This window comes from Azospirillum mesophilum (genome assembly GCF_053470405.2).
In genome coordinates this window covers 76,402-99,094 of sequence record NZ_JBPXMQ020000018.1, presented here as the reverse complement: position 1 = coordinate 99,094, position 22,693 = coordinate 76,402, and the positions used below count along the sequence as shown (strand labels likewise).

Sequence of the window (22,693 nt, the reverse complement as noted above, 5' to 3'; positions counted from 1 at the left end):
GAGACGGTCAGGCGGCCCGGATGCTGGAAAGGAAGCGCTCAACTTCCCGACGCAAGTTGTCGGACTGTTGGGACAGTTCCTGCGCCGCGTTCAGCACTTGGCTCGCCGCGGTCCCGGTCTGCCCGGCGGCCTGGGTGACCTGGATGATGTTCGACGAGACCTCCTCGGTCCCGCGCGCCGCTTCCTGAACGTTGCGTGCGATCTCGCTGGTGGCCGCGGTCTGCTCTTCCACGGAACTGGCGATGCTGGTCGCGACTTCGTTGATCAGCCCGATGGTGCGGCCGATGCCCTGGATGGCGTCCACCGCGTTTCCGGTGACCTGCTGCATGGCCGCGACCTGGGCGGAAATGTCCTCCGTCGCTTTCGCGGTCTGGTTCGCGAGGCTTTTCACTTCCGACGCGACCACGGCGAACCCCTTGCCGGCTTCTCCGGCGCGTGCCGCTTCGATCGTGGCGTTCAGGGCGAGGAGGTTGGTCTGGCTCGCGATGTTGTTGATCAGGCTGACGACCTCGCCGATCCGCTGCGCCGCGTCGGCGAGGCTGCTGACCGTTCCGTTGGTCTCTTCGGCTTCGTGCACGGCCTGTCCGGCGATGGTGCTCGACTTCGTGACCTGGGAGGAAATGTCGCGCAGCGTCGACGACATTTCTTCCGTCGCCGAGGCGACCGTCTGGACGTTGGCCGAGGTCTGTTCCGCCGCAACCGCCACGGCGCCGGACTGCCGGCTCGACTGATCGGCGATTGCCGCCATGTCCTGGGCGGTGCTGTTGAGAAGGTCGGCGGCCGTCTTCACCGTGTTCAGGGTATGGACGACGTTCGATTCGAACCCCTGGACGAGGCTGTTGATGGACGCGGCCCGGCGTTCCTTGGCCGCCTGTTCATTGGCCTGCTCTCCGGCGAGGCGGTCGGCTTCGATGGCGTTGCGCTTGAACACCTCCACCGTCTGGGCCATGGCGCCGATTTCGTCCTTGCGGTCCAACCCGACGACGGACGTGGTCCGGTCGCCGCTGGCCAGCTTGGTCATGACCGTCGTGATCTCCTTGATGGGGGCGGCGATCCCGCGGGTCAGCAGCCAGCACATGGCCGCGGCGATGAGGCCGGCCGCCATCGCTCCGAAACCCGTCACGGTGAAGGTCGTGGAAAAGGCCGCGTTCTGCTGCTCCGACCTTGCGGCCAGGAGGTCTGATTCGACCTTGGAAATCTCCGCGACCTTGGCGCGCAGGGCGTCCATCGATTGCTTCCCGGCAGCACCGGCTTCCATGGCGCGTGCTTGCTCCTGGGTCGCGGGCTTCCCCATGAGCGCGATTTCCTTGCCCGCGATGTCGTTCATCCACGTCTTGGCGATGCGATCCAGGTCGGCCAGACGAGTTTGCTGGGCGGCGTTGTCCGAGGTCAGGTCCTTGACGTGGGAAAGCGCCTTCTCATAGGCGCTCTGCCCGGCTCGGAAGGGAGCCAGGAACTTTTCATCTCCGGCCAGCAGATACCCGCGCACCCCCGTTTCCTGGTCCACCATGGATGCCATCAAGGCGTCCATGGTCTTCAGCACCTCATAGGTGTGGATCGTCCATCCGTTGCTTTTTTGGATGAAGGACACTTGCCACCATGTCACCGCGCTGACGCCTGCCGTCACGGCGATCACAAAGGCGAAGGCCGCAAGCAGCTTCTTGAGGATGCTCAAGTTGTAAAAAAAGTTCACCAGCGCAACTCCTGAAGACAGGTTGTTGCGCTATGCTATGCGCATGAATGTTAAACATTGCTTTCTGGTGATGGGCCGAGCGCTCCCGCCAAGCCGTGAAAGCGTCCCGTCGCTGTGATACGGTTGGAAAATGATGGCTTCCATCATTTTCCAACCGTAAAGCCCGGCAGATCAATGCGTTAGCATTGATCGAAAGGGTCATGCCGGCGGCGCCTTCAGGTGCCGACGGTATGACATCGTGGATCGTGCGCCTTCGTGGCGGACGATCACTCCGCCGCGCCGAAACACACCGCTTCGGCGCCGCAGTCGCGGCACAAGGGGGCGCCGCAGGGGATCAGGCCGTCCCGCGCGCAGAGATACCGGTAGAAGAAGGTCTTCCAGTGGGTGCCCGTCGGGTTCAGAGCGGCCAGCGGTTCGAAGTGGCGTTCCATCAGCGCGGCGAGGTGCCGGGGGCCGGCGAGGCCCAGGTCCTGCCACAGGGCGCCGTCGTCCAGCGCCGCCCGCGCGATGATCGCGGCCAGCCACTCCTCTTCCTCCACGCCCAGCGAACGGTGGGTGAGCAGGAGGGCGGCGATATCAGTGGCCTCGCTGCGCAGCAGCGCCGGCAGGGGCGCGGGGGATAAATCCGGGACCGGCATGCCGGTGTCGAGCGTGCCGGGAAAATACTTGTCGAGAAGGCGCGTCAGCGTGACGTCGGGAAGGCCGAGCGCGCCCGGTGCCACCGTCCAGCGACGGGCCAGGATGCAGGCGAACAGATGCGCGTCGAAGACGTTGCAGCGGCCTTGCCGGTCAGCCAGCCAGCGGTACAGAACGACGGTTTCGCCCGCCCCCGGCGGGGCGGCGTGCAGGATGCCCATGGCGTCCTCCGGGGGCGGATGCGAAGGATCAAGCCGCTTGCGGCAGGTTGGTGATGCAGCTCTTGGAGCAGACCTTGGCGCAGCTCTCGCAGCCGACGCAGTTGCCGCCGTTCTTGATGCTCATGACCTTCTTCTCGGCCTCGTCGTCGAAGGCGTCCACGATGTCGCCGTCTTCGGTGATGCCGATCAGCTCCAGCACGTCGCGGCCACACACCTTGAAGCAGCGGCCGCAGCCGATGCACTGCTTCTGGTCGATGTTTTCCACGAACTTCGGCGTCCAGGCGGCGCCGCCGCGGGTGGTGCCGGTCACGAACTCAGCCATAGGTCACTCCTCGGTGATGACTTTTGTTGGAAATAAACGGGGGATGTTCAGGCGGACGCCTTCTCCAGCGCCTTCAACGCGGCGCGTTTTTCCGTCAGCGTCTTGTAGGCGTCGTAAGTCTCCTGCGCGACCTGCAGGATGTTCTGCCAATTCTGGGGCAGCTCCTCGGACAGGTCGTGCAGGTCCATCTTCTTCTGGGTGGCGCGAGCGTTGAGCTTCTTGATCTCGTCCTTCAGCGCCTCGATGTCGCTCATGTCGGGAACCTCAAAGATCGGCGACTTCGGGATATTTCCGGATCAGCGCGACCGCCTCCTCGACGATCTTGGCGCCGTCGGCGGCCAGCTTCTCCAGCGAGGGGAAGCCGAAGCGGTGCACGTCGCGCAGGTGCTTCGACACCACGACCAGGCGGCCTGTGGTCAGCACCATGCGGCCGAAGCCCTCGTGGCTCATCTTCATGATGGGGGAGGCGATGTGGCCGGTCAGCTTCTCCACCGTGATGCCCACGGCCTTGTAGAAAAGCTCCAGCCGCCACAGCGTGTCGGGGTCCGGGTCGCCCATGATCGGGATGGCGGCGCGGGCCTCCTTGTCCAGGATGAAGGGGGCGAGGATCTGCTCGTCGGTCTTGCCTTCCCAGGCGCCGTAGCTGTCCTCCGCGCGGAACAGCATGACCAGGGTCTTCAGATAGGTTTGGGCGAGATCGCCATCGGCCGTTTTCTCTGCGGGGGCGACGGTGCTGTCGGCCATGGTCTCAATCCTCCTCGTCGAACGCGAACTCTTGTGGCTGGCCGGCGTTCAGCGCCTTGCGCAGCCAGGGCGGCGGGTTGCCGTTGATGGTCTCGACCAGCCGGTCGAGCAGGGCGGTGATGCTGTCGGTGGCCTCCACCTTCACGGGGTGGATCTTCTTCGCCACGACGCGGGCGGCGGCCGAGGCGCCGATGGCCGACAGGTAGACGATGGCGACGTCCGCCAGTGCATCCAGCTTCGGGACCAGCTTGTCCTCGTTGCCGTCCTCGAACATCGAGCCGCCGAACTGACAGGTCTCGACCATCGTGTAGCCGGCCTTGTCGACCTCATAGATCACGATGTTCTTGGCCCAGCCGAAATGCGCGTCGACGTGCTGCATGTCCTGGGTGCAGAAAGCGACCTTCATGGATCCTCCTCTGGGCGGTTTGTCGCCCACCAAACTCAGCCGGCGCTGCATCCGCATGACCCGCCCCCGCACTGGTGGCCGTGATCCCCGCAAGGGCCTTCGCCGTGGACCTCGCCGTGATGGTCGTGATCCATTTCGCGGGACAGGAACAGGTTGCCGATGTCGAACAGCAGGTCGCGGGTGCCGCGGTAGCCGACGTTGACCTTCAGCCCGGCGCCCAGACGGTCGAACATCGGCAGGCCCATCCGGTGCAGCGGCACGCCGATGCGCGCTGCCCCCATGCGGCCGTGCGAATTCGACACGATCAGGTCCGCGTCGCGGGCCAGCGTTTCCACGTCGGAATGGTCGCCGACCATCACGGTCGCGGCTTTCAGCTTTTCCAGGACCGCCGTCTGCGTGGGCGATACCGCGGCGATCACCTCAGCGCCCATGTCGCCGAGGAAGCTGGTGACCGCGTAGAGCAGGTCCGGCTCCAGCGCCACGGCGATGCGCTTGCGGCTGAAGAAGAAGTGCCCGTCGAGCATCGCGTCCACCAGCGTCTCGCGCTGGCGGCGCAGCTTCGCCGGCACCGGGCGGCCCGACAGCTCCGACAGCGTGCGGACGAGGCGGTCCGACGCTTCCAGACCGGTCAGCCGGTCGAAGAAGAGGGTGCGGACGTCGGTCTTCAGCTCCAGCGCCGCGGCGGCGACGCGCATGTGCTCGCCAATGCAGAGCGTCGCCTCCGACGCGCCCATGGCGGCGATCTGCTCCACCGTCACGCCGCCGATGGAGGTGGCGGTGAAGTCGCTTGGCTGGCGGCCCGACATCGACAGCGACAGGTCGGGCAGGAAGATCGGCGTCAGGCCGAAGGACACCATCAGGTCGCGCAGTTCCTCCACGTCGCCGGGCGACAGGTGGCAGCCCGCCAGGACATTGATCTGGCCCTTCACCGTCTCGGCGGAGGGCTGGACGACCTCCTCCACGATGCCGGTCACCGCGGCGGCGAAGCCGTCCTCGAACCCGCCGGAGAAGTCGGGCGTGCTGGCGAAGACCAGCTTCAGGTCGGCGAGCGCCGGGTTGCGTTGGCGGAACAGTGAATACTGGCCCTGCATGTCCTCGCCCTTGGTCTCGGTGACGCCGGTGGTGGCGACGCCGATCAGGGCGGGCGCGTTGCGCTCGTGAATGGTGCGGATCGCCTGTTCCAGGTTCTCGTAGCCGCCGAGGATGGTGGACACCTGATCCATGGCGGTGGTCTGGAGCGGGATCGCCTCGCGGAAGTGGCGGACCAGCAGGACGAGCCCGAAGGCCGTGCAGCCCTGCGACCCGTGGAACAGCGGCAGGCAGCGGTCCACGCCGAGGAAGGCGAGCGCGGCGCCCAGCGGCTGGCTCATCTTCAGCGGGTTGGTGGCGGCCGCCTTGGCGGAGTGGGGGAAGCGCTGGATGTTGCCCATGAGCGTTACGCCTCCCCCGCCTTGTTTTCCCAGGGAGCGGGCAGGCGCACCTGCCGCCAGATCGGGTTGGACAGCGTCTTGTCGATTTCCTCACACAGGTTGACGATGCCGTCGTAGCCCGCGTAGGCGGTGTGCCGTTCCTGGTTCAGGTCGAGCCACGGAACCTTGGCCTTCAGCGCGATGAACTGCGACCGGCCGCCGGACATCATGATGTCGGCCTCGCTGTCGCGCAGCATCCTGTAGATGTCCCGGGGCTTCAGGTCGTCCCACTGGTGGAACTCCTCGCCCTTCATCTTCTTGATGCGCTCCTTGTCCTCCTTGGTGGACTTCTTGGTGGAGGTGCCGACGATGGTCAGCCCGGCGCCTTCCAGTGCGCTGACCATCGACCAGCTCTTCACGCCGCCGGTGAACAGGAGGACGCGCTTGCCCTCGAAGCGCGGCTTGTAGGGCTCCAGGCGCCGCCACACGCGGCTTTCCTCGCGTGCGATGACGCCCTCGGCCCGGTCGATGATGGACTTGTCGGCGCCGCGCTCCACCAGCATGCGGGTCATGGTGCGCAGTGTGTCCGACATGTCCGACACGCCGTAGAAGGAGCCCTCGAAATAGGGGATGCCCCAGCGTTCCTGCATCTTGCGGCCGACGTTCACCAGCGCCTGCGAGCAGACCACCATGGTCAGCCGCGCGCGGTGCGCCTGCGCCACTTCGTTGTAGCGGCCGTCGCCGGAGATGCAGGAGAGCAGGCGGATGCCGATCTCCTCCAGCAGCGGCTTCACCAGCCACAGCTCGCCGGCGAGGTTGTATTCGCCGACGATGCAGATGTCGGTCGGGGTCGTGACCTCCGGCTCCACCGTGCCGATGACGTGGTCGAGCAGGGTCTCGCCGGCCAGCTTGTTGCCCAGGTTCTTCGACCCGACGAAGCCCGGCGCCATCACCGGGATCACCGGCTTGCCCAGCTTCTTCGTCGCGTATTTGCAGACCGCCTCGATGTCGTCGCCGATCATGGCGGGGACGCAGGTCTGGTAGACGAAGACGGCCGGCGGATCGTACTGCTGGACGATTTCCTTGATCGCCTTGTAGAGCTTCTTGTCGCCGCCGTGGATGATGTCGAGTTCCGACAGGTCGGTGGTGAAGCCCGTGCGGTAGAGCTGCGAGCCCGACGAGCGCGTGCCCCGGTTGTCCCACGAGTTGCCCAGGCAGGCGATCGGCCCATGCACGAGGTGGGCGGCGTCGGCGATCGGCTGCAACGCGATCATCGCGCCGTCATAGGCGCAGCCGCCGGCCGCGGCCCCCGGCTTCAGGGCCTTGCCGCAGCCCTTCTTCCGTTCCTTCTCCGACTTGGCTTGGTTGGTGGCACAACCCGGCTCGTTGAAGACGTCCTGGAGCTTTTCCTGGAGCATGTCCTTCTCCCGCCAAACGCCGACATCGGCATGCGTGGAAAGGCATATGCAGGGCGCGTGCCACCGGCTATGTGGCTGATTTTGCTTGATTGTCGCTTTGGGGCGGGCTGTGCGATAGCTGACAATGGCGCTGCATTGTCGGGTGTCGGACATGATACCCATTATTCCCTCTTCCAACTCCGCTGAGAGAGAGAAAGGGGATCGCCGGAAAGACAAGAGGATGGGGCGCATAGGCGCTAACTTAGCGGTTCGGAGCGGCCTGCCACGGACAGCTACCCTACCATCCCGTCATCCCCGCGAAGGCGGGGATCCAGCCAAATCAAGTGCTTAAACGCGAAATTTTCTGGATCCCCGCCTTCGCGGGGATGACGAAGGAAGAGGGACGGAAACCGAACTTAGTTACACATCCGCTAAAATTAGCGCCTGTGAGGATGGGGCGGGTATCCTAAAAACGCTGGTGCTTTGCGTTACGCTGAAAAATGTTCGTCAACGGCTCTTTGCAGTTCCTGCCATTGCTGGTTGTCTGATAAAGCTTTTTTGAGAATTTCGCGTAGTATGATCGTGTCTGATGATTCGACATTATCCCAATCAATGCTGTCGTATTTATGCTCATCCATGTCTGGATCTGTGGTTGCTTCAACTTCCTTAACCCACCATCGCACGATTTTGACGTAAACACCGAGAGCAAAAATCACATCAAATAAGGTAATTGGCGTTTTTCCGTCGTCTGCGACGATCCGGAATAGTTCGTGACCAATCTCATTTCTGATAGTGTAGAGGCGCTCAATTTCATGAAACTCATCGCTATCAATTGCATTTAGGCTATGAAACCAATGCATAGCAGCGCGAAATACCTCGTTTCCATGCTGTCCCGGCTGTCCGCGACCGTTTTCTTTTATTATTTTTTTGAATTCCGCGCCCCGTTTGTATTTTAGTTCGCCGCCAACGAAATCGATGTTATCCGAAAAATAGCCGTCAACTTGGTCAATTACGTATTTCTTGAATCGTTCAAATATGGTCAGGAGTAGGCCGGCGAAGACTAACTGTTCACGAATCTCCTTGCCGTCTCCGTTAAAGATTGAGTTTAGCCTCCTGAACTGATGTTCCTTTTCGCTCATTGATGCTCTCAAGGGATGCTCATGTCGGTGCGTTGAGGAAACTATGTTGTGCGCGGCTGTTTCGCTAGCATTTTTGGCGACGATAAGTCGTGGATTTCTCGCTACTGCTGGCGTGGTTGCGCTCAAATCCCTTCTCTGGCGGGGCACTCTCACGCCTGGGGCGAGAGAGTGTATTGGAACTGGAAGACAAAAAACCGGAGACCGCCTTGCGGCGGCCTCCGGCTTTCCGGGGAAGCGGTCGGGATGGGGGGATGGAAGCCCCGTCCCGACCGGGGAGAACCCAACCAGGATCAGCGGATCAGGTCGAACGAGTAGTCCGTCTGGCCGACGATGTTGGTGTTGGCGTCCATGTCCTCGAAGATCCGGTCCAGGATGCGCACCAGCACGTTCAGAGCGCCCTGGTAGCCCCAGGTCGGGTAACGGTGGTGGTGGTGGCGGTCGAAGATCGGGTAAGTCAGGCGGATGAGCGGGGTCTTGGTGTCACGCTCCAGATACTTGCCGTAGCTGTTGCCGATGATGTAGTCGACCTTGTCGGTGAACAGCAGCGACCGCAGGTGCCAGAGGTCCTTGCCGCCGTAGGCCTTGCCGGACTTGCCGAACGGCGAGGTTTCGAGCGTCTTCTGGACCTGCTTCTCCCACTTCTTCGAGCCGGAGGTGGACAGGATGTGCACCGGCTCGGCACCCAGCTCCAGCAGGAACTTGGTCATGCCCAGGCAGAAGTCCGGGTCGCCGTACACGGCGAAGCGCTTGCCGTGCAGGTGGGTGTGGCTGTCGCCGATGGCGTCGACCAGACGGCCGCGCTCCAGCTTCAGCTCGGCCGGGACCGGCTTGCCCGTCAGCTCCGACAGCTTCAGGAGGAACTCGTCGGTCGCCCCGACGCCCATCGGGTAGTTGAACTTGGCGACCTGCTGGCCCTTCTCCTTGATGAACTGCAGGGACTGCGGGGTGCAGTATTCCTGCATGGAGATGGTGGCCTTGGCGTGGACGGCCTCCTTCGTGGCCTCCAGCGTCGTGCCGCCGTCGTACATGCGGTACTCGCCGTCCATCGGGGTGTCGAAGTTGTCCGACACGTCCGACAGGATGGTGAGGTCGAGGCCGAACAGGCCGGCGATGCGCTTCAGCTCACGGTTGTTGCCGACCGCGAAACCGTCGAAGCCCGGGATCAGGTTGATCTTCTCGTTCTTCGGGGTGTCGTAGTTCTCCGACGTGCCCCAGAAGTGGGTCAGAACACCCTTGATCATGTTGTCGTAGCCGACGATGTGGCTGCCGACGAAGGCCGGGGTGTGCGCGAAGGGGACCGGGAAGTCCGCCGGGACGCTTTCCTTGTTCTTCGCGTTCTGGATGAAGCCCTGCAGGTCGTCGCCGATGACTTCGGCCATGCAGGTCGTCAGAACGGCGATCATCTTCGGCTTGTACAGCGCGTAGGCGTTCTGCAGGCCGTCGATCATGTTGTTCAGGCCGCCGAACACGGCCGCGTCTTCCGTCATCGACGAGGAAACCGCGGAGTTCGGCTCCTTGAAGTGGCGGGTCAGGTGCGTGCGGTAGTAGGCGACGCAGCCCTGCGAACCGTGGACGAAGGGCAGGGTGCCCTCGAAGCCCTGGGCCGCGAACATCGCGCCGATCGGCTGGCAGGCCTTCGTCGGGTTGATGACGACCGCCTCACGGGCGAAGTTCTTTTCCTTGTACTCCTCGGTCTTGGTCCACTCGGAAACGCGAGCGACCTCTTCGTCGGAGTGGCCGTACTCGAACTCGGTCTTCTTACGCTCGAACAGCTCCTTGTACTCGGGCTGACGGAAGAGCGTGAAGTGATCGATGACCTTGTCGGCGCTCTGGGAAACGGGGTGAGACATCTGCAAATACTCCTATTTCTCTGAACCTAGAGGCCGTGATCAGAACGGAGCCTTCATGATGCCCCACACGGGGTTGTTGATCGCGAGGTCCATGTCGCGGGCGAAGATGGCGAAGCCGTCGTAGCCGTGGTACGGACCCGAGTAATCCCAGGAGTGCATCTGGCGGAACGGCAGACCCATCTTCTGGAAGACGTACTTTTCCTTGATGCCCGACGCGACGAGATCCGGACGGATCGCCTCGACGAACTTCTCCAGTTCGAACGCGGTGACGTCGTCGTAGATCAGCGTGCCTTCCTTCACATAGTGCGGGGTGCGCTGATAGTCGTCGTTGTGGGCGAATTCGTAACCCGTGCCGACGATCTCCATGCCCAGGTCATGGTAGGCGTCGACCACGTGGCGCGGACGCAGGCCGCCGACGTAGATCATGACCTTCTTGCCTTCAAGCCGCGGCTTGTACTTGGCAATGACGGCGTCGACCATCGGCTGGTACTTGGCGATGACCTTCTCCGCGTTCTCCTTGATTTTGTCGTCGAAGAGAGCGGCGATCTTGCGCAGGGACTCGGCGATCTGAGACGGGCCGAAGAAGTTGTACTCCATCCACGGAATACCGAACTTCTCTTCCATGTGACGCGCGATGTAGTTCATCGAGCGGTAGCAGTGGATGAGGTTCACCTTTGCCTTCGGCGTGTTCTCCAGCTCGGCCAGCGTGCCGTCGCCCGACCACTGGGCGATCACGCGCAGACCGATTTCCTCAAGCAGGATGCGGCTGGCCCAGGCGTCGCCACCGATGTTGTAGTCACCGATGATGGTGACGTCATACGGGGTGGAGACGAAGCCTTCCTTCGGCTCGGTCTTCTCGAAGATCCAGTCGCGGATGACGTCGTTGGCGATGTGGTGGCCCAGCGACTGGGACACGCCGCGGAAGCCTTCGCAGCGGACCGGAACGACCGGCTTGCCGATTTCCGCCGACTTGGCGCGGGCAACCGCCTCGATGTCGTCGCCGATCAGGCCGATCGGGCATTCCGACTGGATCGAGATGCCGTTCACGAGCGGGAACAGCTCGTTGATCTCTTCGATGACCTTGTGCAGCTTCTTGTCGCCGCCGAAGACGATGTCCTTCTCCTGGAAGTCGGAGGTGAAGTGCATCGTGCCCCAGCTGTCGATGCCGGTGTCGCCGACGTAGTAGTTGCGGCGACCGGACCAGGAGTAGTAGCCGCAGCCGACCGGACCGTGGGAGATGTGGATCATGTCCTTGATCGGACCCCACACCACGCCCTTGGAACCGGCGTAGGCGCAACCACGGATGGTCATCACACCCGGGATCGACTTGATGTTCGACTTGACGCCGCAATCCTTGGCCTCGGCCTCCAGCACGTTCAGGTGCTTGGCGCGGCGCTTGCGCGACTTGTCGGGATAAGCTTCGAGGACGCTGTCGACGATGCCCTTGACGTCGACGCCTTCGTTCACGGACAGGCTCATGGTGCCAGTCTCCTGCATGCACTTATTGTCCGCGCCACTTCAGCGCGGTACCGAGCCCCCTCTCTCCCACTCCGGCGTGTTCGGCCGGAGTGGGCTGGGGAGGGGGCCAGTTCAGACCTTTGCCCCAGGCGAGCCGGGTATCAGGCCTTCGCGGCTTCCTTGGCCGCCAGCTCGGCGAGCTGCTGCTCTTCCGTCTTCATGATGCCGAAGTCCATCAGCATCTCTTCCAGCTCTTCCATGGTGATCGGGGTCGGGATGGTGCCCTTGCCCTTGTTCGCGTGCACCTTGTTGGCGAGCGCGCGGTACTCCTGGGCCTGCTGGCTGTCCGGCGCGTACTCGATCACCGTCATGCGGCGCAGCTCGGCGTGCTGCACGATGTTGTCGCGCGGCACGAAGTGGATGAGCTGCGAACCCAGGCGCTTGGCCAGAGCCTCGGCCAGGTCCAGCTCCTTGTCGGTCTGACGCTCGTTGCAGATCAGGCCGCCCAGGCGCACGCCGCCGCTGTGGGCGTACTTCAGAATGCCCTTGGCGATGTTGTTGGCGGCGTAGAGCGCCATCATCTCACCGGACATGACGATGTAGATTTCCTGGGCCTTGTTCTCGCGGATCGGCATCGCGAAGCCGCCGCACACCACGTCGCCCAGCACGTCGTAGGAGACGTAGTCGACGTCGTCGTAGGCGCCGTTCTCTTCCAGGAAGTTGATCGAGGTGATGACGCCGCGGCCGGCGCAGCCAACCCCCGGCTCCGGACCGCCGGACTCGACGCACTTGATGCCCTTGTAGCCGATCTTCAGAACGTCCTCGAGCTCCAGATCCTCGACCGAACCGGCCTCGGCGGCCAGGTGCAGCACGGTGTCCTGCGCCTTGGCGTGCAGGATGAGGCGGGTCGAGTCAGCCTTCGGGTCGCAGCCGACGATCAGGATCTTCTGATCCAGCTCGACCAGCGCGGCCAGGGTGTTCTGGGAGGTCGTGGACTTGCCGATACCGCCCTTACCGTAGAACGCAATCTGGCGCAAAGACATGGGAGGATTCTCCTTGGCTTGGGTCTACAGGGTGTCCGTAATCTCGTGGCGGCCAGCCCGAGGCCGCTTCGACCCCTTCTCTGCATCCCCCGTGCCAATTCGCGGTAAAATGCTAAGCAATTGAAAACGAACGGGAAATTTTAATCAGGACGTTTGCGGTACGCATTGTCGGGCCTGTGACATACCCGACAAAGCCCGACATTTTGTCGGGTCTCTCGCAAAGGAAAGAGGGAGGGCGTAGGAGGCTATCGTCTCTGTCGTAGCCTTTGTCGTAGGTTGGGTTGAGCGTCAGCGAAACCCAACATCTCCGCGATGCAACGGGTGTTGTGTTTCGCGTGCGCTCAACCCAACCAACCAACAACAGTTGCTACGCGGCCTCGCCAAGGGCGTCGCGGGCGACGACGAGGCGCATGGCCAGTTCCTCCAGGCCGTCGTCCTGGCCCATGTCGTAGAGGAGCTGCGCCAGCGACTGGCCGCGGGCGAGCAGGCGCCGGGCCTTGGCGTGGTCGGCCGGGCGGCCGAGCAGCGTTTCGACCAGGCGTTCCCCGGCCAGTCGGGCCAACGCGCCGGTGCGCTCGACCAGACGGCGTTCGAGCGTGTCGAGGATGGGTGGGCGGCCGGCGTGGTCCAGGTCGGTGCAGAACTGGTGCAGGGCGTCGAGCTGGCGCAGCAGCGCCTCGAACAGCAGGTCGTCCAGTTCTCCGCCGTTGGCGGCCTTTCCGACAAGGTCGAACAGGATGTCGGAAAGCCGCCACGCGGCCGACAGGTAGTCGTTCAACGCCTTGCGGTCGGCCGGCTCCACGAAGGGGCTGGACTCTTCCCGGCACTCTTCCTGGTCGTCGAGGTTGCGCAGCACGACGACCACCAGCCCATCCACCGAGTCCAGCGTGGCGAGGCTGGCGTGCAGGGTCTTGAGGCCGCGGTCGGTGACGAAGCCTTCAATGGCGGCGGTCGCCTGACGCAGCGCGAAGCGGGCGAGGCGGCGCGATTGGTAGATGACGTCCTGCAAGGCGGTGGTGGCGCCCAGCGTCTCCAGGATCAGCCGGCGCACCTCGAAGCGCAGCAGGGCGCGGGCCAGCGCGTCGATGACGCCGGGGCCGGGCGGCTCCGTGCTGCGGGTGAAGCGGTCGGCGTCGTCGCGCCCGTCGGCCTCCACCGCCGCGACCACGGCCAGCACCGTGCCGCGCCCGGCGCCGCGCAGCAGCGTGACCAGAGAGCGCATCGCCTCCGCCACGTCCACGGCGCTCGGCAGGCCTTCCTCGGGCGAGGTCCTGCCGTGCACGAGCCGGTCGATCAGGTGGTCGCTCAGGCGGGGCAGCAGCACGTCGAGGATGATCGGGGCGGTGGGGCGCAACAGCGCCTCCAGCATGCGGCCCGGCGACTGGCCGATCATCGCGGCCAGCGGGTTGACCGGCTTCAGCACCAGGCGCGGGCGGTGCGGCTCCAGCAGGGCCAGCACCTCGTCGGCGCGCATCGGAGTGATGGTGCCGCGCAGCAGGCGGGCGAGCGTCACCGCGTCGCGGGCCTCCCGCACGCCGCGCAAGGCGGGCGGTGCGGCGGGCGGGCCGGGGCGATGGGCGGCGCGGTCCGGTAATGCGGTGGCTGGAAGTGCCCGCGGCGGCGGTGCCGCGCGGTTGCGCGCCTCCTTGCCCTGCCGCTTCATCAGCCACATAGCCGGCCTCGTCTTGGCGTGGTTGCCTTTTGTCGCCTTGACTATGGTGCTTTGTGACAGTCCGTTCAAACGGATATTTTTTAGGTATTTGAAGTGCGGTGATAGTTATTGAAAATCGTCTTCGAAGTGTTTCGGAATTCGAAACATGGTCCGGTGTGGATGAGGCGCGGGCATGGCAACGCCGACGCTTGGCGGATCGCCCCGTTTCGGAGTATCCATGAAAAAAGTAAGGGCTTGAGGGCGGCATGGCGGACGGTTCGGCAGGCGGCGGCATCAGGGACGCGAACGGGCGGACGGTCGATCCGGACTCCCCGCTCGCGCTGCGGGCGCACCGCACCAACCTGCTGAACGTGCCGGCCGAGGTGCTGTGCACGGAGGGCTTCAACGACGAGCCGCGCCGCCTGCGCATCGGCGCCACCCGCAAGGAACACGCGGTCCTGTTCGAGGCGCTGGACGAAAGCCCGAACAGCCTGATCGCCGCGGACGTCTTCCAGCACTATATGGCCTTCACCTTCGGCCTGAACCCGGACTTCTCCGGAGCCGAGGGCGCGGACGGCAAGCGGCGCTACCGCGCCAGCTACCTGCGCCTGCTGAAGGGCTGGATGTTCGACAGCAACAATTCGGAAGGGGCCGTGCTGAAGGGCTGGGTGGAAAGCCGCTTCGGCCTGCTGCCGACCTATCACAAGGAACCGATCCTGCGCTTCTCGTCGGAGGCGTGGCAGATCTATGGGGAGGAGAAGGTCTCCACCCGCTTCCACAACAACAACATCCACCTGCAGCTCGACCTGATGTACGAGTATTGCCAGTGGTGGATGCGCCGCGGCTGGCCGGACGCGCCGATGCCCTCGCGGGCCAGCCACATCCGGCTGTACCGCGGCGTGAACAATTTCGAGGAACACCACATCGTCGCGCGCCCGGACAAGCGCACGGCGGTGCTGCGCCTCAACAATCTCTGCTCCTTTTCCATCGAGCGCGACATCGCCGGCCAGTTCGGCGACTACATCCTGGAAACCTGGGTGCCGCTCACCAAGGTCGTGTTCTTCCGCGACATTTTGCCTCGCTATCCTTTCAAGGGCGAGGGAGAGTATTTGGTGGTCGGCGGGGATTACAGGGTGGGGGTGTCGCTTCTTTGACAACCCATCGCGGGACACATCCGGCCCATGACCCAACATCACATCCGCTCGCGCGCGCTGGGGGCCTATCTCGGGCTTGCCTGCGGCGACGCGCTGGGCGCCACGGTCGAGTTTCTGACAAAGGGTGAAATCGCCCACCAGTATGGCGTGCACAAGCACATCAAGGGCGGCGGCTGGCTGAAGCTGCCGGCCGGGCAGGTGACCGACGACACGGAGATGTCGATCCACCTCGGCCGCGCCATCCTCTCCGGCCCGGAGTGGGACGCCAAGCGCGCGGCGGAGGAATTCGCGGTCTGGCTGAAGGGCGTTCCGGTCGATGTCGGGGACACGACACGGCGCGGCATCCGCCGCTTCATCATGCACGGCACCCTGTCGGAACCGGAGTGCGAGTATCACGGCGGCAACGGCGCGGCGATGCGCAACCTGCCGGTGGCGCTGGCGACGCTGGGCGACGACGAGGCCTTCCGCACCTGGACGCTGGATCAGGCGCACATCACCCATTGCAACGCCCTGTCCGACGCGGCCACCCTGTCGCTGGGCTTCATGGTGCGGCGGCTGGTGATGGGCGGCACCGTGCGGGACGTGCGCGACGAGATCAACGCACTGATCGCCCAACACCGTCAGTTCAAGTTCCAGCCCTACCGCGGGCTGTCCACCGCCTTCATCGTCGATACGATGCAGACGGTGATGCACTATTACTTCCAGACCGATTCCATCGAATCCTGCGTGGTCGAGACGGTGAACCAGGGCGGCGACGCCGACACCACCGGCGCCATCGCCGGCATGCTGGCCGGCGCCACCTATGGGGTGGAGAACATCCCGCCGCGCTGGCTGCGCAAGCTGGACCGCGAGGTCTATGACGAGATCTGCGCCCAGGTGGACGGGCTGCTCGCCCGTGCCCCGGCGCTCCGCAAAGGGTGATTCCCCATGGCTGAGGTGATTTTCTTCGAAAAGCCCGGCTGCGCCGGCAACGCGCGCCAGAAAAAGCTGCTGGCCGACGCCGGCCACACCGTCCGCGCCCGCGACCTTTTGTCCGAGCCCTGGACGCCGGACAGCTTGCGCCCCTTCTTCGGCGACCGCCCGGTGGCCGAGTGGTTCAACCGCGCCGCCCCCGCCATCAAGACCGGCGAGATCGACCCGGACGCGCAGGACGAGGCTTCGGCGCTCGCCCTGATGCTGAAGACCCCGCTGCTGATCCGGCGCCCGCTGATGCAGGTGGGCGACCGCCGCGACTGCGGCTTCGAGGCGGAGCGGGTGGACGCCTGGATCGGTCTTGGTGCATCGGCTCCGGAGGGGAAGCTGGAAGGCTGCGTCCGTCCGGACATGCCGCCGTGCCCGCCCCCTTCCAATTCGGTGGGCGCAAAGGGGTGACGGAACCCCTCCGCCTGTCGTAGGTTTGTCGCCACTTGTGAGGAACCTGACAGGGGCGATCCCATGTGCGAACTCCTGGGCATGAGCGCCAACGTGCCCACGGACATCTGCTTCAGCTTTCGCGGGCTGATGCGCCGTGGCGGGCAGACCGGCCCGCACCGCGACGGTTGGGGAATCGCCTTCTACGAGGGCAAGGGCTGCCGCGCCTTCCACGACCCGGCGCCGAGCTGCGAGTCGGAGATCGCGCGGCTGGTCAGCAGCTATTCCATCAAGTCCTGCGTGGTGATCTCGCACATCCGCCGCGCCAACCGGGGCAAGGTGGCGCTGGAGAACACGCACCCCTTCACGCGCGAACTGTGGGGCCGCGTGTGGACCTTCGCCCACAATGGCCAGCTGAAGGGCATCAAGGACCGCACGCTGACCTTTTACGAACCGGTCGGCTCCACCGACAGCGAGCATGCCTTCTGCTGGCTGCTTGACCAGATCCGCATGCAGTATCCGGAGCCGCCGAAGAACCCGGCCGCGCTGATGAGGCTGGTGCGCGACCTCGCCACCGACCTCGGCAAGCTCGGCGTGTTCAACATGCTGCTCAGCGACGGGCGCTATCTGTGGTGCCACTGCGCGACCAAGCTGGCGTGGCTGACGCGTAAGGCCCCCTTTGGCCCGGCGACCCTGATCGACGAGGACATGAGCATCGATTTCGCCAAGGAGACGACGCCGAAGGACATCGTCACCGTGGTTGCCACCGTCCCGCTCACGCGGGACGAGAACTGGACCATCATGAAGAGCGGCGAGATGGTTGTGTTCCGGGGCGGAATGCCGGTCCGCTGACCGCAAACTGTTTCGGTGGGAGCAACAGTCCTTGCCGGACTTGGCTCTCAATCGATTGGCGTAGCGGGACTATGTTCGTGGTCGAGACACGATGAAGCGATGTTGCCGCCGCACTGGCGGCTCCGCTTCAACCGAAAGGGACCGACCATGAAGCTTCTGCACATCGATTCCAGCCCGCTGGGCGACGCCTCCGTTTCCCGCAAGCTGACCGCCTCCATCGTCGAGGCTTACCGGAAGGCCGATCCGGGCGTCGAGGTCGTCCGCCGCGACCTGACCGTGGCGCCGCCGGACCACCTGACCGGCGAACTGATGCAGGTGGTGAAGTTCCGCAATCTGGAGGGCCTGACCGCCCGCCAGACGGAGGAGCTGGCGCTGACCGACGCGCTGGTTGACGAGTTCCTGGCCGCCGACGTCGTGGTGATCGGCGCGCCGATGTACAATTTCTCCGTCCCGACCCAGCTCAAGGCCTGGATCGACCGCATCGCCCAGGCGGGCCGCACCTTCCGCTACACCGAGAACGGGCCGGTCGGTCTGGCCGGCGGCAAGACGGTCATCATCGCCTCCTCGCGCGGCGGCGTCTATTCGACCAGCGAAGCGATGAGCGCGCTGGACCACCAGGAATCCTTCCTGCGCACGGTGCTGGGCTTCATGGGCGTCACCGACGTGACGGTGATCCGCGCCGAGGGCGTCGGCATGGGGCCGGAGGCGCGCGACAAGGCGCTGGACGCCGCGCAGCGCGCCATCGACGCGCTGCCCCTGCCGGTCGCGGCCTGAGTTGGTGAGGAGGGGTGGTGGGCGTCAGCCCACCGCCTCGCTGATCAACCGCACCGCCTCGCCCAGCGGCAGGTCGAGGCGGGTGATGTTGTGCAGTTCCAGGAAGCGGGCCTCGTTCTTGGACAGCTCGCCCTCGATCACGGCCCAGTGCTTGTCCGAAGACCGCTTGGCGATCTGCCGGCCGAAGGTGCGCTGGATTTCCTGATCGAAGCGGCAGCCGAGATACAGGAAGTGCTTGTCCTTGCGGCGTTCCTGCACGACGGCGGGGATCGGCGTCTGGATGTCGATTTCCGTCAGGATCTCGACAAAGTCGCTGTCGGAGATCAGGTAGTTGCCGGCCGGCGTGGCGCTGCCCGACGGCTTGTACAGGATCGTCTCCCAGCCGGCGGCGGCGTCGGCCGACACCTCCGCCCCGCCGGGGGCGTAGTATTTCACCCATTCGCCGGCGCCCTGCGGGTGCGACAGGCCCTGGATCTGGCCCCAGCTCCGGTCCGCCCTGGCGGTCAGCAGGGTTTCCAGCGCGTTGTCGTACCAGACGTCCACGATCATCGGCGGGGCGGGCAGGGTGGTCAGCCACGCATGGACCGGCGTGGCCGGCGCCTCCCGACGGAAGATCTCGTTCAGGATGCCGTCCAGCGTCTTGCGGTGGCGGCGCGATTCGATGAACTGCGCCACGGCGGTCAGCTGGCTGCGGATGCGGCCAGGGGCCGCGACCTTGGCGTTCAGGCGCTGGGTCAGCTCGGCCGAGTTGCGCGGGATGGGGCACTCCGCCTCCGGCAGAAGCGCGAACGCCCCCGGCCCGAGGTAGGGCACCACGTTGCGCGCCTTCAGCGCGGCGGCGATCTCGGCGATGATGGTGCCCGCGTCCGGTTGGACGGACGCGGTGTCGATGACAGAGGTGTCGGTCTCGATGACGGTGGCGTCGGTCATGCTAACCCCATTCGGATGGCTGCGGCCCCCTCCCTAACCCTCCCCCGCTCTCGCGGGAGAGGGAACTCCGCCGCTCCGCGCATCCTCCCCCCTCTCCCGCGCAGCGGGGGAGGGAGGGACCCGCGCGTCAGCGTGGGAGGGAGGGGGCAAAATGGCTCACAAATAAATCGCCGCTCCGGCTCCCGTGTTGACGGTGGCGTCCTTGAGCGTGTCGACGATGAACTGGACCTGATCCTCGGTCACCTTGTGGTGCAGCGGCAGGGCCAGCACGCGGTCCACCGTCTTCTGGCAGACCGGGCAGTCGGCCCGGCTGGCGCCGCGCTCCTGGTAATATTGCTGGGTGTAGAGCGCCTGTCCGTAATCGGACGCGTCCACGTCGTGCGTGTCCAGATCCTCCAGGATCGCCTTGCGGCCCGACGCGGTGAAGCGGGTGCCCAGGTGCACGGTGTAGACCATGGGGTGCACGTCGGTGGCGCCCGGCCCCTTGTAGGGCGGCTTGATGCCCTCGAAGGAGGCCATAGCCGTCTCGTAGAAGCCAACCACCTTGCGGCGCTTTTCCAAAATCTCCGGCAGGCGCTTCAACTGAACGAGGGCGAGCGCGGCGTTCAGGTTGCTCATGCTTGCCTGGAAGGGGACGGTGCGGGTGATGACCACCGTGTTGCGGTGCTCCACCTCGCGGCGGCGCAGGTAGCGGAGCTGGTGCGCCAGATCCTTGTCGTCGGTGACGATCATCCCGCCCTCGCCGGCCAGCAGGACGCCCGGCTCGGAAAAGTCGAAGATGGCGCAGTCGCCGAAGCCGCCGACCAGCTTGCCCTTGTAGGTGGAGCCGATGGCCTCGGTCGAATCCTCGATCAGGATCAGACCCTTGTCGGTGGCCAGCGCGCGCAGCTCGTCCCAGTGGGCGGGGTGGCCGTTGACGTTGCCGGCCAGGATCGCCTTGGTCTGCGGGGTGACCTTGGCGGCGGCCTTCTCCGGGTTGATGGTGTGCTGCCAGTAGTCGATGTCCACGAAGACCGGCGTCGCCCCGGCCAGCGCGATGGCGTGCTGCACCTGATGCCAGCCGTAGGGGCTGCACAGCACCTCGTCCCCCGGCCCGATGCCGTAGGCCTTCAGCGCCAGCAGCGTGGCGATGGTGCCGCTGGACACGGCGATGGCGTGGGCACGGCCGAGGTAGGACGCGAAGGCGTCCTCGAACGCCTGGGTCATGCGTCCGTCGCTGAGGCCCCCGGAGGTGAGGACGCGGCCCAGCACCTCCACCTCGACGTCCGAGATGTCGGGATCGACCAGCGGGATGTAGTCGCCCAGTTGGGAGTCGTCCTCGATGTCGGTCATTCAGTCGTCCTCGTCCCGTTGGGCGATCACGACGCCGGTCGCGCTGTCCGGCTTGTTCGTGATCAGCCAGCAATGGTTGCTGCCGTCGACCAGATAGAGGTTGAAGCCAGGCTCTTCCCGGTAGGGATCCTCCGCCATCACCGAGGCGTGCGCCCCGGTGACGTTGGACAGGTCCGGGTTCGCCTCCCGCACCGCCCGCACGGCGGCGTCGGTGCCCTTGCCGTCGGCGAAGACGCGGGCGGCGATGGCGGCGATGGCGTCGATCCGTTCCGGGGACAGGGTCATGGCCGTCACTCCGCGCCGCGCTTCTTGGCCTCGACGGTGATGGGCAGGCGGGTGTCCGCCGGCATCTCCGGCAGGTCGAGCGTCCAGCCGTTGGCGACCTTGATCCAGCCGCCCCACAGGCCCGGCTTTTCCATCTCGACGATGGCCTCTTCCAGGTCCTTCTTGGCGACGTAGATCGTGTACTGCTCGCCCGCCTTGCGCACCATCACCTTCATGTCAGTCTCCGATCGTCCGTTCTGTTTGGTTTGTCCGGTTATGCGGCCAGCCTCGCGTAGAGGGCCGGCAGTTCGGTGAGTACCGTTTCCACCTCCGAACCGGTGGTGAAGCGGCTGAGCGAGAAGCGCAGGCTCGCGGCGGCCTCCGCCGGCGTCAGGCCCATGGCCGTCAGCACATGGCTCGGCTCGTTCCCGCCCGACGCGCAGGCCGCCCCCATGGAGACGGCGATGCCCGCGCGGTCGAGGCGCATCAGAAGTTCCTCCGCGTCCACCGGGCGCCCCTGCGGGTCGGCGAAGCGGATGTTCGTGGTGTTGGGCAGGCGCTGGGCGCCGGCCCCGTTGACACGGCTGCCCGGCCAGGCGGCGACGATGCCGCGCTCCAGCCGGTCGCGCAGCATGGCGATCCCGTCGGCCTCCGCCGCGGCGCAGCGGGCGAGCCCGGCCGCCACGCCGAATCCGACGATGGCCGGCACATTCTCCGTCCCGCCGCGCCGGTGCCGTTCCTGGTGCCCGTGGATCAGCGGGGCGAAGGGGGTCCCCCGGCGGATGTAGAGCGCGCCGACGCCCTTCGGCCCGTGCATCTTGTGCGCGGACAGCGTCAGCAGGTCGGCGTTGACCGCGTCCACATTGACGGGCAGTCGGCCGGCGGCCTGCACCGCGTCAGTGTGGAACAGCGCCCCGCGCGCCTGGACGATGTCGGCGGCGGCGGCCACCGGCAGCACCACGCCGGTCTCGTTGTTCGCCCACATGATGGAGACGAGCGCCGTTTCCGCCGTCACCGCCGCGCGCAGTAGGCCGAGGTCGATGCGCCCCGCCTCGTCCACCGGCAGGACGGTGACGCGGTAGCCCTGGCGCTCCAAATCGCGGAGCAGCAGGAGCGTGGAGGGGTGCTCGACCGCCGTCGTCACGACGTGGCGGCGGGTTGGTGAGGTTTCGGACAACGCCCGCAACGTCCCCAGCAGGGCCGTGTGGTTGGCCTCCGTCGCGGTGGCCGTCAACAGGATCTCGGCCGGCTTCGCGCCGATCAGCCCGGCGACCTGCCCGCGCGCCTCGCCGACCGCCTGTTTGGCGGCCATGCCGGCGGCGTGCGGGCTGGACGGGTTGCCGAACTGCTCGAACAGGTGCGGCAGCATGGCTTCCCGCACTTCGGGCGCCAGGGGGGTGGTTGCGTTGTTGTCCAGGTAGATCATCATTCCATCACGATCAGTCCATGACGCCGGGCACGCCGCGTCGCTTTCCATCGGCGGGCATGATCTCCTCTTCGAGGCAGCCCACCACGACGCCGGCCGGGAATTCGACCAGATACACCGGGATTTGCGTCCCCTCGGCGTGACCAATGCGAACGATGATCCCCGGCGTGCCCTTCGGCACCAGCAGGGCGCCGTCCCCGGCGTTCGGGTGGCTGCCGTCGTTGAACAGATCCTCCACGACGACGACGTGCAGGCCCCAGTCGTAGAGCGGCTCGCGCGGCGGGATGAAGCCGGGCTTCTTGGCTTCAAAAGCGGCTTCCGTCATGGCGGTGCTCCTCATTTGGGATCGTTGCAGGTGGCGTCGACGAGTTCGAGTTCCTTGGCGCGCATACCGACGATGATGCGCTTCTCGTAAAAGTCGATGCCGTAGATGTAGTACATTTGCAGGTAGGTCCCGATCGACTTGACGTAGCCGACGTCGCCTGTCCGGATCAGGAAGTCGCCCATCGGTCGGCCGGGGTAGGTGCCGTCGTTGCGCACGTCTTTCAGGGCGCGGACCTTCTGGCCTTCCTCGAAGGCCGGGGGGCCTTCCAGCTCGATGCTGTCGTTCGGGTCACGGGCGCGCTCGCGCATTCGGTGGCT

Annotated in this window: 25 protein-coding genes; 5 read left to right on the top strand and 20 right to left on the bottom strand. The window is 65.3% G+C overall.

Annotation, left to right across the window (positions count from 1 at the left end; genetic code table 11):
* Positions 1-7: 7 nt before the first annotated feature.
* The 13 genes from ACSVC7_RS18530 to ACSVC7_RS18470 form a co-directional block, all read right to left on the bottom strand.
* A complete protein-coding gene (locus ACSVC7_RS18530) occupies positions 8-1,693 on the bottom strand; it encodes a methyl-accepting chemotaxis protein (RefSeq protein ID WP_448205727.1) in 1,686 nt (561 codons plus the stop codon).
* A 266-nt stretch (positions 1,694-1,959) separates the two neighbouring features.
* The gene (locus ACSVC7_RS18525) at positions 1,960-2,550 is read right to left on the bottom strand and encodes a nitrogen fixation protein NifQ (RefSeq protein ID WP_448205728.1); all 591 of its coding nucleotides are present in this window, start codon (positions 2,548-2,550) and stop codon (positions 1,960-1,962) included.
* Between the two features lie 28 nt (positions 2,551-2,578).
* A complete protein-coding gene (gene fdxB / locus ACSVC7_RS18520; RefSeq protein WP_448205729.1) occupies positions 2,579-2,872 on the bottom strand; it encodes a ferredoxin III, nif-specific in 294 nt (97 codons plus the stop codon).
* Positions 2,873-2,919: 47 nt separating this feature from the next.
* Positions 2,920-3,126 (bottom strand): CCE_0567 family metalloprotein, encoded by a 207-nt coding sequence (locus ACSVC7_RS18515; RefSeq protein WP_448205730.1) that lies wholly within the window; start codon positions 3,124-3,126, stop codon positions 2,920-2,922.
* A 10-nt stretch (positions 3,127-3,136) separates the two neighbouring features.
* Positions 3,137-3,616: a NifX-associated nitrogen fixation protein gene (locus tag ACSVC7_RS18510; protein WP_448205731.1), complete on the bottom strand. Its 480-nt coding sequence runs from the start codon at positions 3,614-3,616 to the stop codon at positions 3,137-3,139.
* Between the two features lie 4 nt (positions 3,617-3,620).
* Complete coding sequence (nifX, locus tag ACSVC7_RS18505) at positions 3,621-4,022, bottom strand: nitrogen fixation protein NifX (protein WP_448205732.1); 402 nt, start codon at positions 4,020-4,022, stop codon at positions 3,621-3,623.
* A 35-nt stretch (positions 4,023-4,057) separates the two neighbouring features.
* Entirely contained in the window at positions 4,058-5,452 is a 1,395-nt protein-coding gene (gene nifN / locus ACSVC7_RS18500) for a nitrogenase iron-molybdenum cofactor biosynthesis protein NifN (RefSeq protein WP_448205733.1), read from the bottom strand.
* A 5-nt stretch (positions 5,453-5,457) separates the two neighbouring features.
* Positions 5,458-6,849 (bottom strand): nitrogenase iron-molybdenum cofactor biosynthesis protein NifE, encoded by a 1,392-nt coding sequence (gene nifE, locus ACSVC7_RS18495; protein WP_448205734.1) that lies wholly within the window; start codon positions 6,847-6,849, stop codon positions 5,458-5,460.
* Between the two features lie 467 nt (positions 6,850-7,316).
* A complete protein-coding gene (locus ACSVC7_RS18490) occupies positions 7,317-7,967 on the bottom strand; it encodes a hypothetical protein (protein ID WP_448205735.1) in 651 nt (216 codons plus the stop codon).
* Positions 7,968-8,257: 290 nt separating this feature from the next.
* A complete protein-coding gene (nifK, locus tag ACSVC7_RS18485) occupies positions 8,258-9,817 on the bottom strand; it encodes a nitrogenase molybdenum-iron protein subunit beta (RefSeq protein ID WP_448205736.1) in 1,560 nt (519 codons plus the stop codon).
* Positions 9,818-9,856: 39 nt separating this feature from the next.
* Positions 9,857-11,296: a nitrogenase molybdenum-iron protein alpha chain gene (gene nifD, locus ACSVC7_RS18480; protein WP_448205737.1), complete on the bottom strand. Its 1,440-nt coding sequence runs from the start codon at positions 11,294-11,296 to the stop codon at positions 9,857-9,859.
* Between the two features lie 140 nt (positions 11,297-11,436).
* On the bottom strand, positions 11,437-12,318 hold the full coding sequence (gene nifH, locus ACSVC7_RS18475) for a nitrogenase iron protein (protein WP_448205738.1): 882 nt from the start codon (positions 12,316-12,318) through the stop codon (positions 11,437-11,439).
* Between the two features lie 367 nt (positions 12,319-12,685).
* Complete coding sequence (locus ACSVC7_RS18470; RefSeq protein WP_448205739.1) at positions 12,686-13,990, bottom strand: hypothetical protein; 1,305 nt, start codon at positions 13,988-13,990, stop codon at positions 12,686-12,688.
* Positions 13,991-14,235: 245 nt separating this feature from the next.
* Between ACSVC7_RS18470 and ACSVC7_RS18465 the strand changes: the two genes are divergently transcribed.
* From ACSVC7_RS18465 to ACSVC7_RS18445, 5 genes are all read left to right on the top strand, one after another.
* Positions 14,236-15,123 (top strand): NAD(+)--dinitrogen-reductase ADP-D-ribosyltransferase, encoded by an 888-nt coding sequence (locus ACSVC7_RS18465; protein WP_448205740.1) that lies wholly within the window; start codon positions 14,236-14,238, stop codon positions 15,121-15,123.
* A gap of 27 nt (positions 15,124-15,150) precedes the next feature.
* On the top strand, positions 15,151-16,044 hold the full coding sequence (gene draG, locus ACSVC7_RS18460) for an ADP-ribosyl-[dinitrogen reductase] hydrolase (protein ID WP_448205741.1): 894 nt from the start codon (positions 15,151-15,153) through the stop codon (positions 16,042-16,044).
* Between the two features lie 6 nt (positions 16,045-16,050).
* The gene (locus ACSVC7_RS18455) at positions 16,051-16,494 is read left to right on the top strand and encodes an ArsC/Spx/MgsR family protein (protein ID WP_448205742.1); all 444 of its coding nucleotides are present in this window, start codon (positions 16,051-16,053) and stop codon (positions 16,492-16,494) included.
* Positions 16,495-16,557: 63 nt separating this feature from the next.
* The gene (locus tag ACSVC7_RS18450; protein WP_448205743.1) at positions 16,558-17,325 is read left to right on the top strand and encodes a class II glutamine amidotransferase; all 768 of its coding nucleotides are present in this window, start codon (positions 16,558-16,560) and stop codon (positions 17,323-17,325) included.
* Positions 17,326-17,472: 147 nt separating this feature from the next.
* On the top strand, positions 17,473-18,099 hold the full coding sequence (locus ACSVC7_RS18445) for an FMN-dependent NADH-azoreductase (protein WP_448205744.1): 627 nt from the start codon (positions 17,473-17,475) through the stop codon (positions 18,097-18,099).
* A 24-nt stretch (positions 18,100-18,123) separates the two neighbouring features.
* On the opposite strand, the gene ACSVC7_RS18440 is transcribed toward ACSVC7_RS18445, so the two are convergent.
* The 7 genes from ACSVC7_RS18440 to ACSVC7_RS18410 all read right to left on the bottom strand — a co-directional run bounded on the left by ACSVC7_RS18440 (position 18,124) and on the right by ACSVC7_RS18410 (position 22,684).
* Positions 18,124-19,029, bottom strand: a complete 906-nt coding sequence (locus ACSVC7_RS18440; RefSeq protein WP_448205745.1) for an SIR2 family protein — start codon at positions 19,027-19,029, stop codon at positions 18,124-18,126.
* 156 nt (positions 19,030-19,185) lie between these two features.
* Positions 19,186-20,361: a DegT/DnrJ/EryC1/StrS family aminotransferase gene (locus ACSVC7_RS18435; RefSeq protein ID WP_448205746.1), complete on the bottom strand. Its 1,176-nt coding sequence runs from the start codon at positions 20,359-20,361 to the stop codon at positions 19,186-19,188.
* The gene (locus ACSVC7_RS18430; protein ID WP_448205747.1) at positions 20,362-20,646 is read right to left on the bottom strand and encodes a DUF6129 family protein; all 285 of its coding nucleotides are present in this window, start codon (positions 20,644-20,646) and stop codon (positions 20,362-20,364) included.
* Between the two features lie 5 nt (positions 20,647-20,651).
* Positions 20,652-20,861 (bottom strand): putative nitrogen fixation protein NifT, encoded by a 210-nt coding sequence (nifT, locus tag ACSVC7_RS18425; protein WP_448205748.1) that lies wholly within the window; start codon positions 20,859-20,861, stop codon positions 20,652-20,654.
* A 38-nt stretch (positions 20,862-20,899) separates the two neighbouring features.
* A complete protein-coding gene (locus ACSVC7_RS18420; RefSeq protein ID WP_448205749.1) occupies positions 20,900-22,054 on the bottom strand; it encodes a cysteine desulfurase family protein in 1,155 nt (384 codons plus the stop codon).
* A 10-nt stretch (positions 22,055-22,064) separates the two neighbouring features.
* Positions 22,065-22,376: a nitrogen fixation protein NifZ gene (locus tag ACSVC7_RS18415; RefSeq protein ID WP_448205750.1), complete on the bottom strand. Its 312-nt coding sequence runs from the start codon at positions 22,374-22,376 to the stop codon at positions 22,065-22,067.
* Between the two features lie 11 nt (positions 22,377-22,387).
* A complete protein-coding gene (locus tag ACSVC7_RS18410) occupies positions 22,388-22,684 on the bottom strand; it encodes a nitrogen fixation protein NifZ (RefSeq protein WP_448205751.1) in 297 nt (98 codons plus the stop codon).
* Positions 22,685-22,693: the final 9 nt, after the last annotated feature.

Bases quoted from the DNA above. Each gene is read 5' to 3' on its own strand.
- ACSVC7_RS18525 (WP_448205728.1), bottom strand. From the start codon at position 2,550: ATGGGCATCCTGCACGCCGCCCCGCCGGGGGCGGGCGAAACCGTCGTT.
- fdxB (WP_448205729.1), bottom strand. From the start codon at position 2,872: ATGGCTGAGTTCGTGACCGGCACCACCCGCGGCGGCGCCGCCTGGACG.
- ACSVC7_RS18515 (WP_448205730.1), bottom strand. From the start codon at position 3,126: ATGAGCGACATCGAGGCGCTGAAGGACGAGATCAAGAAGCTCAACGCT.
- ACSVC7_RS18510 (WP_448205731.1), bottom strand. From the start codon at position 3,616: ATGGCCGACAGCACCGTCGCCCCCGCAGAGAAAACGGCCGATGGCGAT.
- nifX (WP_448205732.1), bottom strand. From the start codon at position 4,022: ATGAAGGTCGCTTTCTGCACCCAGGACATGCAGCACGTCGACGCGCAT.
- nifN (WP_448205733.1), bottom strand. From the start codon at position 5,452: ATGGGCAACATCCAGCGCTTCCCCCACTCCGCCAAGGCGGCCGCCACC.
- nifE (WP_448205734.1), bottom strand. From the start codon at position 6,849: ATGCTCCAGGAAAAGCTCCAGGACGTCTTCAACGAGCCGGGTTGTGCC.
- ACSVC7_RS18490 (WP_448205735.1), bottom strand. From the start codon at position 7,967: ATGAGCGAAAAGGAACATCAGTTCAGGAGGCTAAACTCAATCTTTAAC.
- nifK (WP_448205736.1), bottom strand. From the start codon at position 9,817: ATGTCTCACCCCGTTTCCCAGAGCGCCGACAAGGTCATCGATCACTTC.
- nifD (WP_448205737.1), bottom strand. From the start codon at position 11,296: ATGAGCCTGTCCGTGAACGAAGGCGTCGACGTCAAGGGCATCGTCGAC.
- nifH (WP_448205738.1), bottom strand. From the start codon at position 12,318: ATGTCTTTGCGCCAGATTGCGTTCTACGGTAAGGGCGGTATCGGCAAG.
- ACSVC7_RS18470 (WP_448205739.1), bottom strand. From the start codon at position 13,990: ATGTGGCTGATGAAGCGGCAGGGCAAGGAGGCGCGCAACCGCGCGGCA.
- ACSVC7_RS18465 (WP_448205740.1), top strand. From the start codon at position 14,236: ATGGCGGACGGTTCGGCAGGCGGCGGCATCAGGGACGCGAACGGGCGG.
- draG (WP_448205741.1), top strand. From the start codon at position 15,151: ATGACCCAACATCACATCCGCTCGCGCGCGCTGGGGGCCTATCTCGGG.
- ACSVC7_RS18455 (WP_448205742.1), top strand. From the start codon at position 16,051: ATGGCTGAGGTGATTTTCTTCGAAAAGCCCGGCTGCGCCGGCAACGCG.
- ACSVC7_RS18450 (WP_448205743.1), top strand. From the start codon at position 16,558: ATGTGCGAACTCCTGGGCATGAGCGCCAACGTGCCCACGGACATCTGC.
- ACSVC7_RS18445 (WP_448205744.1), top strand. From the start codon at position 17,473: ATGAAGCTTCTGCACATCGATTCCAGCCCGCTGGGCGACGCCTCCGTT.
- ACSVC7_RS18440 (WP_448205745.1), bottom strand. From the start codon at position 19,029: ATGACCGACGCCACCGTCATCGAGACCGACACCTCTGTCATCGACACC.
- ACSVC7_RS18435 (WP_448205746.1), bottom strand. From the start codon at position 20,361: ATGACCGACATCGAGGACGACTCCCAACTGGGCGACTACATCCCGCTG.
- ACSVC7_RS18430 (WP_448205747.1), bottom strand. From the start codon at position 20,646: ATGACCCTGTCCCCGGAACGGATCGACGCCATCGCCGCCATCGCCGCC.
- nifT (WP_448205748.1), bottom strand. From the start codon at position 20,861: ATGAAGGTGATGGTGCGCAAGGCGGGCGAGCAGTACACGATCTACGTC.
- ACSVC7_RS18420 (WP_448205749.1), bottom strand. From the start codon at position 22,054: ATGATGATCTACCTGGACAACAACGCAACCACCCCCCTGGCGCCCGAA.
- ACSVC7_RS18415 (WP_448205750.1), bottom strand. From the start codon at position 22,376: ATGACGGAAGCCGCTTTTGAAGCCAAGAAGCCCGGCTTCATCCCGCCG.
- ACSVC7_RS18410 (WP_448205751.1), bottom strand. From the start codon at position 22,684: ATGCGCGAGCGCGCCCGTGACCCGAACGACAGCATCGAGCTGGAAGGC.